This is a genomic window from Bacillus sp. 05T21, assembly GCF_056396785.1.
The window spans coordinates 1-14,246 of the sequence record NZ_JBFTMD010000041.1 but is presented as its reverse complement, the minus strand read 5'-3'; the positions used below and the strand labels follow the sequence as shown (position 1 = coordinate 14,246).

Annotated in this window: 14 protein-coding genes, 3 pseudogenes and 2 other annotated features; of the genes and pseudogenes, 11 read left to right on the top strand and 6 right to left on the bottom strand. The window is 33.0% G+C overall.

The annotated features are described in order from the left end of the window. Nucleotides 1-164: 164 nt before the first annotated feature. Nucleotides 165-424: a binding site (T-box leader), on the top strand. Nucleotides 425-478: 54 nt separating this feature from the next. After that, nucleotides 479-730, top strand: a binding site (T-box leader). Between the two features lie 213 nt (nucleotides 731-943). The 6 genes from AC1DKZ_RS30500 to AC1DKZ_RS30475 all read left to right on the top strand — a co-directional run bounded on the left by AC1DKZ_RS30500 (nucleotide 944) and on the right by AC1DKZ_RS30475 (nucleotide 4,537). Further along, the gene (locus tag AC1DKZ_RS30500; RefSeq protein WP_476997762.1) at nucleotides 944-1,360 is read left to right on the top strand and encodes a GNAT family N-acetyltransferase; all 417 of its coding nucleotides are present in this window, start codon (nucleotides 944-946) and stop codon (nucleotides 1,358-1,360) included. 161 nt (nucleotides 1,361-1,521) lie between these two features. Then, nucleotides 1,522-2,211: an aspartate/glutamate racemase family protein gene (locus AC1DKZ_RS30495; RefSeq protein ID WP_476997761.1), complete on the top strand. Its 690-nt coding sequence runs from the start codon at nucleotides 1,522-1,524 to the stop codon at nucleotides 2,209-2,211. Between the two features lie 359 nt (nucleotides 2,212-2,570). Next, nucleotides 2,571-2,744, top strand: coding sequence for a hypothetical protein (locus tag AC1DKZ_RS30490; protein ID WP_476997760.1), 174 nt, complete (start codon nucleotides 2,571-2,573; stop codon nucleotides 2,742-2,744). 65 nt (nucleotides 2,745-2,809) lie between these two features. Then, the gene (locus AC1DKZ_RS30485; protein WP_476997759.1) at nucleotides 2,810-3,274 is read left to right on the top strand and encodes a DinB family protein; all 465 of its coding nucleotides are present in this window, start codon (nucleotides 2,810-2,812) and stop codon (nucleotides 3,272-3,274) included. Between the two features lie 170 nt (nucleotides 3,275-3,444). Next, nucleotides 3,445-4,146, top strand: coding sequence for a 5'-methylthioadenosine/adenosylhomocysteine nucleosidase (locus AC1DKZ_RS30480; RefSeq protein WP_476997758.1), 702 nt, complete (start codon nucleotides 3,445-3,447; stop codon nucleotides 4,144-4,146). Nucleotides 4,147-4,381: 235 nt separating this feature from the next. Continuing rightward, nucleotides 4,382-4,537, top strand: coding sequence for a hypothetical protein (locus AC1DKZ_RS30475; RefSeq protein WP_476997757.1), 156 nt, complete (start codon nucleotides 4,382-4,384; stop codon nucleotides 4,535-4,537). 44 nt (nucleotides 4,538-4,581) lie between these two features. On the opposite strand, the pseudogene AC1DKZ_RS30470 reads toward AC1DKZ_RS30475, so the two are convergent. Next, nucleotides 4,582-5,013 (bottom strand): annotated as a pseudogene (locus AC1DKZ_RS30470) (IS6 family transposase). A gap of 277 nt (nucleotides 5,014-5,290) precedes the next feature. Here AC1DKZ_RS30470 and AC1DKZ_RS30465 point away from each other — a divergent pair. After that, nucleotides 5,291-5,692 (top strand): BlaI/MecI/CopY family transcriptional regulator, encoded by a 402-nt coding sequence (locus AC1DKZ_RS30465; protein ID WP_476997777.1) that lies wholly within the window; start codon nucleotides 5,291-5,293, stop codon nucleotides 5,690-5,692. Beyond that, nucleotides 5,692-6,834: pseudogene (locus tag AC1DKZ_RS30460) on the top strand (M56 family metallopeptidase); the annotation flags it as partial. The gene AC1DKZ_RS30465 and the pseudogene AC1DKZ_RS30460, both read left to right, overlap by 1 nt. A 468-nt stretch (nucleotides 6,835-7,302) precedes the next feature. Here the strand turns inward: AC1DKZ_RS30460 and AC1DKZ_RS30455 are convergent. The 4 genes and pseudogenes from AC1DKZ_RS30455 to AC1DKZ_RS30440 form a co-directional block, all read right to left on the bottom strand. Next, nucleotides 7,303-8,010: an IS6-like element IS240C family transposase gene (locus AC1DKZ_RS30455; protein WP_142953757.1), complete on the bottom strand. Its 708-nt coding sequence runs from the start codon at nucleotides 8,008-8,010 to the stop codon at nucleotides 7,303-7,305. A 92-nt stretch (nucleotides 8,011-8,102) separates the two neighbouring features. Continuing rightward, nucleotides 8,103-8,192: pseudogene (locus AC1DKZ_RS30450) on the bottom strand (MerR family DNA-binding transcriptional regulator); the annotation flags it as partial. 111 nt (nucleotides 8,193-8,303) lie between these two features. Next, nucleotides 8,304-8,447, bottom strand: a complete 144-nt coding sequence (locus tag AC1DKZ_RS30445) for a hypothetical protein (protein WP_476997756.1) — start codon at nucleotides 8,445-8,447, stop codon at nucleotides 8,304-8,306. A 526-nt stretch (nucleotides 8,448-8,973) separates the two neighbouring features. Beyond that, complete coding sequence (locus tag AC1DKZ_RS30440; protein ID WP_476997755.1) at nucleotides 8,974-9,525, bottom strand: GNAT family N-acetyltransferase; 552 nt, start codon at nucleotides 9,523-9,525, stop codon at nucleotides 8,974-8,976. Between the two features lie 681 nt (nucleotides 9,526-10,206). On the opposite strand from AC1DKZ_RS30440, the gene AC1DKZ_RS30435 reads away from it, so the two are divergent. Next, on the top strand, nucleotides 10,207-11,064 hold the full coding sequence (locus tag AC1DKZ_RS30435) for an alpha/beta fold hydrolase (RefSeq protein WP_476997754.1): 858 nt from the start codon (nucleotides 10,207-10,209) through the stop codon (nucleotides 11,062-11,064). Nucleotides 11,065-11,249: 185 nt separating this feature from the next. Here the strand turns inward: AC1DKZ_RS30435 and AC1DKZ_RS30430 are convergent, their stop codons facing one another. Next, nucleotides 11,250-12,686 carry an IS4 family transposase gene (locus tag AC1DKZ_RS30430; RefSeq protein ID WP_286125925.1) on the bottom strand — a complete coding sequence of 479 codons (1,437 nt, stop codon included), beginning with the start codon at nucleotides 12,684-12,686 and terminating at the stop codon, nucleotides 11,250-11,252. Between the two features lie 209 nt (nucleotides 12,687-12,895). Here AC1DKZ_RS30430 and AC1DKZ_RS30425 point away from each other — a divergent pair, with 209 nt between their 5' ends. Then, nucleotides 12,896-13,468, top strand: coding sequence for a histidine phosphatase family protein (locus tag AC1DKZ_RS30425; RefSeq protein ID WP_000846743.1), 573 nt, complete (start codon nucleotides 12,896-12,898; stop codon nucleotides 13,466-13,468). Between the two features lie 187 nt (nucleotides 13,469-13,655). Beyond that, entirely contained in the window at nucleotides 13,656-14,039 is a 384-nt protein-coding gene (locus tag AC1DKZ_RS30420; RefSeq protein WP_002139619.1) for a hypothetical protein, read from the top strand. Nucleotides 14,040-14,246 lie beyond the last annotated feature (207 nt).

Sequence of the window (14,246 nt, the reverse complement as noted above, 5' to 3'; positions counted from 1 at the left end):
AAAAATTCAAATATATAAATAAAAAGAAAATAGAGAATTTAAATGAGGCTTCTGTGGGGAAGATAATAATAAAATTCTAAAAAAATGTTGACAATTAAAATAATTAAGACCTATAATACGTTTAATAACTATAAGTCGATTCTTAATTTTCTAACTATAAATTTTTATCAGCGATGAAGAGGAGAGTAAATGATTAGGAGCGTATCAGAGAGCTACCCCAAGGCTGAAAGGGTGGTAACGATCGAGTCATTGAAGGTAGCCTCGGAGCTTTACTTGTGAAATAGCTATCTACTGTCTAGATTAGTAAGTAACGGTTGGTCTCGTTAAAAGACCCAAGTCTAACTAATAAAGTTAGCCTTATAAAGCCTGTTTCTCGTAAGGGAAGTAGGGGAATTGGGTGGTACCGCGATAATTCGCCCCAACATTTGATTTTTCAGGAATGAATCAAATGTTGGGGCTTTTTATATGAATTAAATACATAATAGCGATGAAAAGAAGGAGTAAAAGAGAATACTAATACACAGAGATTCGTTCCACTGGATGAAAGAACGATTATTAGACCTCTTTGAAGGTAGTCTTGGAGCTTTGCTTTTGAAAGAATGAAAATTGTACCCAGTAGAAAGCAACGATTTAGTTCTCGTTATCGAACTAAAGTCATAGGACTTATTGAGTCTATTTACCGTGAGGAAATAGAGAAACTGAGTGGTACCGCGATAATCTCGCCTCAGCAATCAAGCGTATAACGCATATTTGATTGTGGAGGTGAGATTTTTTATTGTTTAAAGTAAGAATAATATTTTAAAAAGGTCATAGAAATTCAAGGTAACACAGGAGAGAATGATTAATTTATTTAAAAATAGATTAGAAAAGAAGGGATCATAATGTTTCAAAGTTCTTTTTTAATTAATCTAAGAAAAACCGTACAGGATGATATGGATTTTATTTGCGATTTATAATCCCTTGGTCGAAATTGAAACATTTGGATTCTTTAACTGACGATAACATATTACATTTGATAATTGAGGATAAAAATAAAAATCGTGTTGGATATATTATATTGGCTGGTTTAATAAATCCTAATCAAAGTCTTGAGTTAATGAGAATCACAATTGGCTCAAAGGGGAAAGGTTATGGAAATGAAGCGTTTAAGCTAATTAAGGATTGGACCTTTAATAAATTTAAAGCGAACCGGCTATGGTTAGATGTGAAAGTAAATAACACACGTGCTATACACCTTTATAAGAAACAAGGATTTACAGTTGAAGGCACATTAAGAGAATGTTTAAAAAGTAATAATGGCTATGAGTCACTGCATATGATGTCCCTATTAAAACGAGAGCACACAGATTACATTTGTTAATTCTTATAACTTAATAAAATTTGTTTGTATATTCAATGTATAGTTAACTATTAAGGATTACATTAGTAATAGTAAGATTACAAATGTAATCAAAATTATCACTTGGTATTTTATAAAATTTGTATACTAAATCAAAATGAGTATGATTAGGAGGAGTTAATATGAAAGTTATTGGTCTTATTGGTGGAATGAGTTGGGAATCATCTGTTGAATATTATCGAATTATTAATGAAGAAGTGAAAAGAAGGTTAGGAGGATTACATTCTGGAAGATGCCTTTTATACAGCGTAGATTTTGAAGAGATTGAGCGTTATCAGTCAGAGGGTGACTGGAAAAAGGCTGGAGAAACATTGGGTAACGTTGCACATTCTCTAGAAAAAGGTGGGGCAGATTTTATTGTTATTTGTACCAATACTATGCATAAGGTTATTGGTGACATACAGGAAAAAATCAGTATACCCATTTTGCATATTGCAGATGCAACAGCTAATAAAATTAAAGAACAAGGGATTAGCTCCGTAGGATTACTTGGCACAAAGTATACTATGGAGCAAGACTTTTACAAATCACGTTTAGAATCTAATGGCATACAGGTTATCATACCAAATGATTATGAAAGAGAAATTGTAAACAAAATTATTTATGAAGAGTTATGTTTAGGTAAAATTCAACAAACCTCAAGGGATCAATATAAAAAGGTTATCCAAGGCTTGATCGAAAATGGAGCTGAAGGAATTATACTAGGTTGTACAGAAATTGGATTGTTGATAAAACCGGAGGATTCCGATGTTCCTCTGTTTGACACAACCAATATACATGCTCTTGAAGCAGTAAATATGTCCTTAAAGTGATTTCTGCAGCAATTCTGGATCTTACACATTTGGACGCGATTATGGAGCAAAAAAGGTGGAAATTGATTAAACTTTTTTAGGTTCTGTTGCTAAGTTTCTCAGGAGATAGATATAGGTGAGCATATGTAACTAAATATTATGCGGACATTAATAATTGTTGTAATTCATTGTATGTCGAAAAGATGGAGTCAGTTTTGGTATTATCCCTTTTAAGTAGACAGTGTAAAAAGACTACATTATCCCTTCGGAAACATTGCATCAGAACCCTTTCTTGCCCATCCTCCTTTTCGGGAGGATGGGCAAAAACACCCTATTTATGATGAGATATATGAATATATATGGTACAAGGAGACTATTATTTGTATACAAATAATAAAATTTTTGAAGAACAAACTGAAAAACCTTCGATTATAGGAATTTTCTCCTCTCCAGGTTTACAATTTGAGAGGATGAAATCTAAAAGAATGGTAGATAGTAGTTATTTTGATGCAATTAAAATGGGGATTTTAAGAAAAGAGTGGGAACAAGTTTAATGCGGTTCTGGTGTAAAGTTTCTTACCAGATAAAAAAATCGGGCTGATTACAGATGGGGGTACTTGTGAATTGTGAAAATGTATTACACCAAATTGAAGTAGCTGTAAAAACAGTAATCGAAATAATAGGTAATTTAGAGGAAGAAGATTTACAAAAAAGACCAACACCCAATAAGCATTCTATCGGGGAACTATTAGAACATATAGTAGTGATTTGTGAAGCTGATTGGCGTATTTCAAAAGAAGCAACGCAAGAAGAAATGGAAAATTTTTATTCAGGAGTATCATATAAAACCTTAGATTCAATAAAAGATGGTTTACTTACCAATTTTGAATCATTAAAAAATAAATATATAAATTTATCCGAGGCAGAACTCCTATCTCAAACTACTTCATATTGGGATTTGACTTATACAAGATATGAATGGCTGTTAGAGATATTAGTACACGTTTATCATCATAGGGGACAATTACACGCTATGCTTGTTCACTGTTACAATAAAGACCCTAAAATCTTAATGTTTGAATAACACTTCTTCCATTAACGGGTGCTTGAGTTGAATTGCGTTTTACATAGTAGGCTGTTTGACATATTGTACCGCCTACTCGTTTTACAGAAGAAATGATTTGGATAGCTGAAAATTATGAAGAACTACATATTATGCGGGCATATTTATAAATGGAAAAGGGGATGACATATATGAATAAAATCGGTATTATCGGAGCAATGCAAATTGAAATAGACTTACTTTTAGAAAAACTACATGTTCATGAGGAATACACAATTGCGAAAATGCCTTTTTATAAAGGTGTGTTCATGGATACAGAGATTATTATTACACGTTGTGGTGTAGGAAAGGTTAATGCTGCTTCATGTGCACAAATATTAATCAATAAGTTTGATGTGGATTGTATCATTAATTCAGGAATTGCGGGTGGATTGCATCCTGATGTTAAAGTTGGTGATCTAGTCATTTCCACAAATGTAACTCATCATGATGTAAGTAAAAATCAAATGAAGAATTTGTTTCCGTTCCAAGAAGCATTTATTGCAAATGAGGAATTAATGAAGTTAGCACGAAAAGCTTGTAATAATAGCAAACTAAATATCAATGTTCATGAAGGAAGAATTGTTAGTGGTGAATGTTTTGTTGAAGATGCAAAGTTAAAAGAGAAATTAATTACTGAGTATGCACCTTATTGTACAGAAATGGAAGGAGCTGCAATCGGACATGTTGCTTATATAAATGATGTACCGTTTCTCGTTATGAGATGCATTTCTGATAGTGCAGATGATGAAGCGACCGTTTCATATGAAAATTTTTCAAAAACTGCAGCGAATTATTCTTCAGAAATTATTATTGAGATGCTTAAAAATAAATCATGTAAAACTGTTTTGTAATTTATAGGTGAATAATGGGAGGGGAGATAAGGTTCTGTTGCAAAGTTTCTTAACAGATAAAAAATTGGGTGAAGAATAAGTATTATGAATGTAGTAAAACAAAAAGGATTTGTCATATGGCGGATCCTTTTTGTTTTACTACCAATAAGTGGGGTTATGTTAACTGATGTAGACACCCTAACTTGAATTCCACAATATGGTATAATTCAGTTGTGAAGTTAAAAGGGGTGTGGGTATGGAAGACGTATATGGAGGACTAAGATATTTTGGTTTTTTACTCGTATTAGTATTTGGTGTGGGATTTATTATACGTTGGATTTCTCGTGATGTAATTTCGTTAGATCAATTACTTGGTTTAACTATAGGAATTATGGTTCTGGTGCAAAAATAAAGTAAAAGAGAATAAAGCATATATATTCCTAACGGAATCGTATCTTATGCTACAAGTCCAAACAATTGATGGACGAATTCTTTCTGATTTTGGATAGACTGGTTCCGTAAATTAATCTGTTCTTTTTTAATCATATGCATGGTCTCTTGTTTTGCTTAGAAAAAAACCGATTGTGTTTCCTTTCGAATCAACAGCACGGTACAGGTACATCCATTGCCCTTTAACTTTTATATATGTTTCATCAACTCTCCAAGAGTCATTGGTTTGCTTGAGGTGACGACGAATTCGTTTGTCCAATTCAGAGCCATACTGATAAACCCAACGCATAATCGTGGTATGAGAAATAGATGAGCCCCGTTCCTTCATCATTTCCACCAAATCACGAAACTGAGGTTATACCGTAGGTACCATCTTACCGTTAACAAAATTAAATCAGGCTGATACTGCTTCCATTTGAACAAATTTTCCTTTTTCATACTGATCACACACCTTTTCTAGAGTAGTAATATCAGTATGTCCAAGTTTTATAGATTTTTTGCACCAGAACCCTTTTCGCTGTACCATGAATTACAGCAATTACTAGTAGCCTCATAATATCTCCTCATACATTCATGCCTCTGTTTATCTCTTGAGAAACTTTGTAACAGAAACTGAGAATGAATTTACAAACTTAAAAATAGGGTTGACAATTGAGGATTACATTTGTAATATTTATTTATGGATTACAAATGTAATACGGAGGTGGAATTTTATATAATGAAAGAATTACCTAAAATATCGGAAGCTGAATTGGAAATTATGAAAGTCCTCTGGTCAAAATCTCCTCAAACAGCGAATGAAGTGATTGAAGCGCTAGAGGTAACGATGGACTGGAAGCCGAAAACCATTCGAACGCTTATTAATCGATTAGTCCAAAAAGAAGCTGTTTCTTACCATCAAGATAAAGGGCGTATGTATGCCTATTACCCTTTAGTGTCGCAAGATTGTTATCTACAGGTAGAAACAAAATCACTTCTCAAACGTTTCTATGGTGCAGCATTTAAACCTTTACTTGTGAATTTCTTAAAAGAAGAAAAGCTGTCTTCAGAGGATATTAATGAACTCAAACGTATTTTAGATGAGAAGAATGAGGAAAATCAGAGGAAGGATAGATGATGATAGACATGTTTGTAAAAGTCTATCTACCTCAATTTTTTGATTGGGTGATAGAAACATCTATTATGGCAAGTATTTTAATTGGCTTAATTTTATGTGTCAAAATTTTACTTAGAAATAAGTTCCCACCGCGATGGCAGTACATGTTATGGATGATTTTAATTGTAAGACTTCTATTACCATGGTCACCAGATAGTTCTTACAGTATCTATTCTATTCTTTCGTCCAGTAATATTACTTCTACTAACTTTTATCAAGAAGTTATTACTTCTTCTTCAAAACAATATATGCAACAAAATACAGATATAAGTGATGAAAAGACAGTCTCAAACGAAGATATGTATGTATCTGGCCCAAAACAAGCAACCGAAAAAAAGAAAAAGCAAGATCATAATACGTTTTCTTTATATACAGCCGCCTTATATATTTGGCTGGCTGGGGTTATCATCTTAAGCATCACTATCATCATAATGAATAGGCGCTTACGTTTTTATATAAACAAACAACCTATTATTACAGATAACAGGGTCGTTACAATCTTTGCAAATTGTAAAAAATCAATGTCTGTTCACAAGGATATCCCATTAATCTTAACAAAAAAATTTAATACCCCTGCTGTTTTTGGTTTTTTACGCCCAAGGGTATTATTATCAAAAGTTCATATGGCAGAATTAGATGAGCAACAATTACGATTTGTTTTTCATCACGAGTTAGCTCACATAAAACGAAGAGATGTTGGTGTGAATTGGCTGATGTATGGCTTACTCATTCTAAATTGGTTTAACCCAATTATTTGGTATGCCTACTCATGCATGCGGGAAGACCAGGAGTTAGCATGTGATGCGTTAGCTCTTACATTTATAGATTCAGAAGAACAAATTGCGTATGGCCATACAATTATTGATCTTTTAGAACATTATTCGAATTTTTATCAAGTTCCAAATATAGCTAATTTAAGCAGAAATAAAAGAATTTTGAAAAGGAGGATTTTTATGATTAAGAAATTTCAAAAGAAATCGTATCGTTGGTCTACACTCGGAGTCATTGCTGTGGTTGCTGTTTCTTCTCTATCCTTACTAAATGCAAAGGCAGAGGGGTTAAATGAGCCTCAGAAATCTACTAAAAGGGTAAATACAAAAGAAGATATGGTGTATATCCCCCCTAAACAAAAAGAGAGTTTTTATGAAACACAAAATATACAAAAAGTAGATAAACCTACAACTACTAGTGGAAATATTGATGAGAAAATTCCGGAAGAACTAAAAAAATTCACCACTGTTATAACAGCAGAAGAGCAAGATATGGTGGAAAATAGCTCAGCTCAAAAAGAGTTTGTTCCACAAGTAAATGGGACAGGTTTCTATTTTGAAAAAAACCCAAAAAATTAAGTTTAATAAGGTATTTAAGGTTCTGGTGCAAAAATAAAGTAAAAGAGAATAAAGCATATATATTCCTAACGGAATCGTATCTTATACTACAAGTCCAAACAATTGATGGACGAATTCGTTTGTCCAATTCAGGGCCATACTGATGAACCCAACGCATAAGGTTCTGGTGCAAATAAAGGATACATTCCCAAAAAACATGAGGATTCCTACCGGAATCGTTCTTTACGCTGTTAATCCAAATAATTGATGAATGAATTGTTTTTGATTTTGAACAGACTGATCCCGTAAATCAATCTGTTCTTTTTTTATCATATGCATGGCTTCTACTCCTGCAAGAATAAATGTAGCTGTGCGAAAAGATTTAAGTCCTAACATAGAGCGTATACGTTTTTTAATGAAACGATGGTCTTGCTCTACGATGTTATTTAGATATTTTATCTGCCTGATTTGAATGCCTAACGGCATTTTTTTCTCTTTCTTCAGCCCGCTGATAGCAATGGGATAGGCGGGATTTTTATCAACTGTGATTGCACGAGGTTTTGAAACATGAAAAGACCGCAAAGCCTTCTTGAAGAATCGCTTTGCAGCCTTATGGTTTCTAGATTTACTGAGATAAAAATCAATCGTGTTCCCTTCAGAATCAACGGCACGATATAGGTACATCCATTGTCCTTTTACTTTTATGTACGTTTCATCTACTCTCCAGGAGTCATTCGTTTGTTTGAGATGACGTCGAATTCGCTTATCTAACTCCGGCCCATATTGATGGACCCACCGCATAATCGTTGTATGAGCCAAGGATAGTCCTCTTTCCTCCATCATTTCTACCAAATCACGAAAACTAAGATTGTACCGTAGGTACCAACGTACAGTTAATAGAATAATATCTGGCTGATAGTGCTTCCATTTAAACAAAGTTTCCTTTTTCATACTGATCACACACCCTTTTGTAGAGTAATAGTATCAGTATGTCCAAGATTTACAGATTCATTGCACAAGTGTTATACTTTTTGCACCATAACCGCTGGTTTTAATAGGCCAATTTTATCGTAGTAGCGCAGTGTTCTTACTGTAACACTTGTCAGCTCTCCAACCTTATTAATGTGTATCAACTAATAAACCTACCTTCCTGTACGTTAAGATTCTAACATTAACAACTGCTTTATTCTTTCGACCTTATCATTTTCTTTTCTCACTTGTCCTTACCATAAGTCTTTATGTATTTATTCTTCTTTACGAAAAAAATTCTGAAGTACGTACCCTATTCCCAAACCAATCAGTACACCTGGAAATGCATTATCCATTGTCAGTCCAATACCTGCACCTATAATGACACACCCATAAATAATAATATCTTTCATTTTCATCTAAAAATCTCCTAATTTCTTAATCTAATTTATCTCGAGAACACGAAGTAGTTACTAAACAGTATATAAAATGACCTTGCGTCAGCTTCAAGCTTTTTTTATCCTTTTTCGCTTATATAAATTAATTTATATAAAACTAGTAATTAATATAACATCATCTTCTATAACGATATCCAACGAAAGGAGTAGTGAAAAATGAAGAAATACTTTATGTAGCTTTAAAATTAAGCTTGATCAAAGTAATGTTAATAACTTTGATCTAAAAGAAAATAGAAAGAGRAGTTTTGAAAAAAGACTGATTAAAAGCCTGTATTGATAATACAGGCTTTTAATCAAACTTTTTATGAACAGTTCTTCTTTGTTYCAAACTAACATTTAAGAACTTTATTGTTCGTAGCATAACGAAATCTATCTGCAATTTCGGTTTATCATTTTTATAAACGGTACAACTTTATTACAGGCGATTAAACTTTATTTTAAACCCATATTTGACCTTATTAAAAGTCTCTTTCGCCCAAACTATACTTTAAATAATATTAAGATCTTCTCTTATGATTGAATACATATATAAATCATCGAATTTACCACAAGTAAATTCATAATGTCTCAGTAACCCCTCTCTTCTAAAGCCTTGCTTTTCTACTAGTTTTTGTGATGGGAGATTAGCAGGTTCAATTAAAGCCTCAATTCTTTCTAACTGAAAATGATGATAGCCATACTTAACAACGGCCTCCAATGCTTCACTAGCTATCCCTTTTCCCCAGTAATCTTTGCTTAATTCATATCCAACTTCAGCTCGATAATGTTTGGTAAGCATATTAAGAAAACCACAACTTCCTATAACCTTRCCAGAATCTTTTAKTRTAATTCCCCATCTAATTCCTGTACCTTCTTCGTATATAGATTTATACCACCCTATTTCATCCCATACATCTTTTACAGTTTGGAAAGGTATTAACCCCATAGATTTCACAACATCTTTATCAGATAGATATTTAAGCATATCATTAGCATCCTCTGTTGTTACTTCTCTTAAGATTAATCTTCTTGTTTCAATTATAGGAAATTCCTTTTCCATTGAATTTCCCTCCTCTCAAGTTTTAATAGCACTAAACATAAAAATAACATTGAAACACATTATCTACTCTTTAACTAGTTCAATCATTACTTAATTTTAACCATTAATCAACGTTCTTTTGCTGCAATAACACAAAATATTGTTTTAATGCTAATCTGTTCCGTTAGTTTCGTTAGAAATAAATAAAGTTCCTTAAACGACCGTTTATGGGACAATTTTTATCATTTTAGTCAAGAAGACTCCTCCTCAAAGAACGTGAAGGGTATATCCCAGTGAGTAGGAGGGAGATGAATTGACTTTTTGCGTTAGCAAATAAATGTGCTTTCGTGTTAAACTATCTTTGAACGAATTCTAGTATGGTGCTAGTTTCGTAAATAGAACTCGTCTGTTGGCTGTCGTTCGCCTATAACATTCAAAAGTCGTAAAAAGAAAAAACCATTAAACTTATGGCACGAAAACCAAGTGTCAGACTGAAAACAAGACTGAAAAACCATACGAATTTCGCATCAACCGTAGGGACTACGGGGATAGCCTTCTAAATACCTAGCGGTTACGCTGGTGTTCGTAGGAATCCCACACTTCAAGCGTAGCTAAGTGGGGGATTTTCTAAAGGTGATAGAAGTAATATTATACTTTATAATTAGATAGAACCAATCAGTATATTAAAAATGGGGCTGTTTTATGGAAAGAAAAATAGAGGTCTTTTCAACGGAAGGTATTACAATTGAATATTCGATAAACGGTAAAGGGGAGCCGATATTAGTCATGCACGGTGGTCATTCAAATTGTAATGAAGAATTTGGGTACGAATTTCTAATTGAAAATGGTTTTTCAGTAATTACCCCTTCAAGGCCGGGGTATGGAAAAACATCAAAAGAAGTTGGGGAAAGTCTTCCAATGGCGTGTGAATATTATGCAAAATTATTAAACCAATTAAGCATCGAAAAAGTTCACATTCTAGCCATATCTGCAGGAGGCCCTAGTGGAATTTATTTTGCTGCCAAACATCCGGAACATGTCAAAACACTCATTTTACAATCAGCAGTTACAAAAGAATGGCTTACCCCTAAGGATAAAGAATACAAGATTGCAAAGTTCTTATTTCATCCAAAATTCGAAAAAAATACATGGAAATTAATTTCTGCTATGAATAATAGATTTCCTTTGTTTATTTTTAAACAAATGTTTCCATCATTTAGTACTTTAAAATATAATGAGGCAAAAAATAAAATAGATAATAATGATGCTGAAGCAATTAGAAGAATGAATCACCGTCAAAGATCTGGTTATGGGTTCTATATCGATCTGGAACAAGTAAATGAAATAACTATTGAAGATTTACAAGCAATTTCATGTCCAACTCTTATAATGCAAAGTAAACATGATGGTTCTGTACCGTTAGAACATGCATATTATGCACTAGAAAACATTCCCTCTTCTGAGCTTTGCTTGATTGACTCATGGGGACATTTGATTTGGCTAGGCAAATCATCTAATGAAACCAACTATAACCTTATCAATTTCCTTAGATCTCATTAAAGTTCTGAATTAATAACATTGGATTACCCTTATTCAAGAAAAGGGCTTTTTTCTTACATGCCCATCAACTTAAGAATGGAAACAAAATGAACTTTCGTTCACATAAACGAAAAAACTTTTAAAATATTTTGTATATTTAAAAATGAGCACACCAAATAAGCCTAGATAGGTATCGTTTTTAAAAATTATGCAGCTTTCTTTTGTTTTCTCATTCCATTATACTCATAGACAACACCCAAAATATCAAAGACTGTTTTCTTCTCATATCGATGAGATTTCCGTCCATTCTTCTGTAGGAGGTTGAACAGGCGGACTAGGATCTTTGTTATTTCTTGGGTGTTTTGCTGTGTGGATTGATATAAAATGTGTAAATGATCTTGAATCATCCCAATTGCTTTATATTCACTTAATTCTTGTTTCTTCTTTTGTAAAATTAATTGTCGCATCTTAAACATAGTAGAAGAGCATAGAAAAATGGCAATAAGCTTTCCATAAACATGACATTCTAATCGCTCTTGTTTGATATTTTTCCAATGATGAATTTGAAATAGAGATTTCCAAGTTTTAAAGATGATTTCTATTTGCCAGCGGAGAGAGTAAAAATCATGTATTTGTTCCATCGGAACAATCTCCCAAGGTGTATTGGTAACATACAGGTTCATGCCAGCTAATCGTTTGCTTTTTTCTGAATACGTAATTCCCTTTTTACTTTCCGTATACACTTGTTTTTTCATACGTTCACGAAGTTGTTTTTCTGTTAATCGATACATAATCACCCTAGTGAATAGTTTTTTATCCTTTCCAATATAAGCATCTTTTATTTCATAGACCTGGCCTGGTTTTAAGGTATTCATAATGTGTTCTAAATCAACTTTGATGTACTGAGACTGTTTTTTTACTGTCCCATTTCGAAAGTATTCAGGAAATTCATTTTTGATATATACCATATTGTTTAATTTGAGCCTTGATATATAATACACACCACGTTGGTCCATTTGATCTAAATCATCCAGTGAATAATAGCCTAAATCCCGAATACATAGATCACCAGGACGTAATGTCGGTAAACACTCTGTGCCAAATGTTTTATCATTATTTTTCCCTGGTTCCACTTGAAAATTTAAAAACTGGCCACTATGTAAATCATATTCTAACTGGATTTTTATACCCGCTGTTTGAGCACAACCACCTGATCCAGGATACACACTAGCTAAATGCTTTGGTACCTGGAAAATTGTTGCATCTAAAATACGAATTCGCTGAAAATAAGCGATTGAAGAGCTTGGAATCGCTGATGTTTCACAAATTTTAATTTTTAGTAATGTAGAGAAAATATGTTTTAAAAAGCAAACAGCTTTTTTATTGAAACGCTTATTGAGTCCTTCTGGACTCATAAGTGTTCCTGTAACAGCATGAAGTTGACTACATAGTCGCACTAAAGAATCACTTGCTACCCGTTGACTAACCCAAACACAGATAGTAGCTAAATCATGAGCTGAAAACTTTCGTTTCCGTTGTACAAACCCTAGTTCTTTAGCGAGATTTTCCAGAAATGAAGGAGTAAGATGTTCATATAATTCTTCAGCAAATAATTGGAGTTCACTTTGAATCGAAAGATTCATAAAAAACATCATCCTTTCTAATCTAGCTTGTTTAGAAAGAATAACGCTTTTTTATACCAGAGGATAGTGAAAACTTCGCGTCTTTCTTACAAATATCGTGACTTTATTTCAAATTCACAGTTTTCTGTTATTTTTAAGGAAATTGAATTGGATATATATGCTAATATAAGAAAGGAATTGTAAAGGAACCTGGAAAAATGGAGGGAATTATGAAAACTTTCATATATATGGTGAGACATGGGGATTCACCGAAATCTGGAAAAGAAAAAACAAGAGGATTAACTGAAAAAGGAAAATTAGATGTTCAACGAATAACAGATGTATTACAAGGTGAGGGGATTGACATTGTTATCTCAAGTCCATACAATCGTTCAATTCTAACTGTTCAGCAGTTAGCGAAGCAAATAGGACAAGAAGTTTTAGTATTTGAAGACTTAAAAGAGAGAATTTTTATTGCTGAAGAGGAACGAATGTCGGATAAAGAATTATTCCCTTTGATAACAAAGTCATTTTTAGAACCCGACTTTGCTTTAACGGGAGGAGAGTCTAATGTCGACTGTCAGAAACGTGCTATAAAAGTCTTAAAAGAATTATTAAACACCTATCGAGGACAGAAAGTAGTATTAGGAACCCATGGAGCTGTTATGACTTTGATGATGGGGTATTATGATAGTAAGTATGATTTGAATTTTTTACTACAGACATCAAAACCAGATATATACAGAATGGAATTCAATGGACAGGAATTGGTGGAGATTAAAAGATTGTGGGAAATTGAATAGATTGACTTTATTCATCCATAGCTTTTCCCAATGACGTGTATTATAAACAATAGGGTTACTGCGGTAACTCTTTTTCTTATGGCACTAACGAGGGATTGAGTTCAACAATCTAAAAAATCCGGTTCCTTAGCGTACAAAATTCGCGTTTTGTTCTTGCTACCCCGAGATGAAATGGGAGGGAATGTTTTTGGGCAGGATACTTTTAAAGTTATTTTTTAAATCAATCCTATTTTTTTTCTTATGCGGTATTGTTGTTTTTTCTATATTTCAGATTATTTTTGTCTGGAGTGTTTCGACAGGATTAGGGAGGGATGATATAGTCGGATTTTCTGATAATAAGTATGTAATTGGTCGTCCACCTGTTAGCTATAATTTATATAAAAAAGATAGTGGGGAAACTATATTAGATAATGTTATTGGTTATAAAAAGGGAAAAACTAAAAGCTATGTTCGGAATGAAATTGAATTTGCAGTGATAAATGAGATAAAGGGTAGCTATGAACTGTATAAAATAGAAAATGCTTCAGAAAAGGATATAGAACGGCTGAAAGAAATGAAGAAATTAGAATAAAAGAGACTATCTGAAAGGTAAAAATGTACGCTTGTTATTGTTAGATCTAAAAAATGTTTTAGACTGATAACTGAGTTTTATTTCATGAAAAGAGTCATTATTAAAGTAAAGTATTAGGGGTTCAGTCACATGTCCATCAAACTAACAGATAAAAATATTGTTTTTTTACACTTGGAGGTAATTAATATTTTTAAGTTGATGGGCATG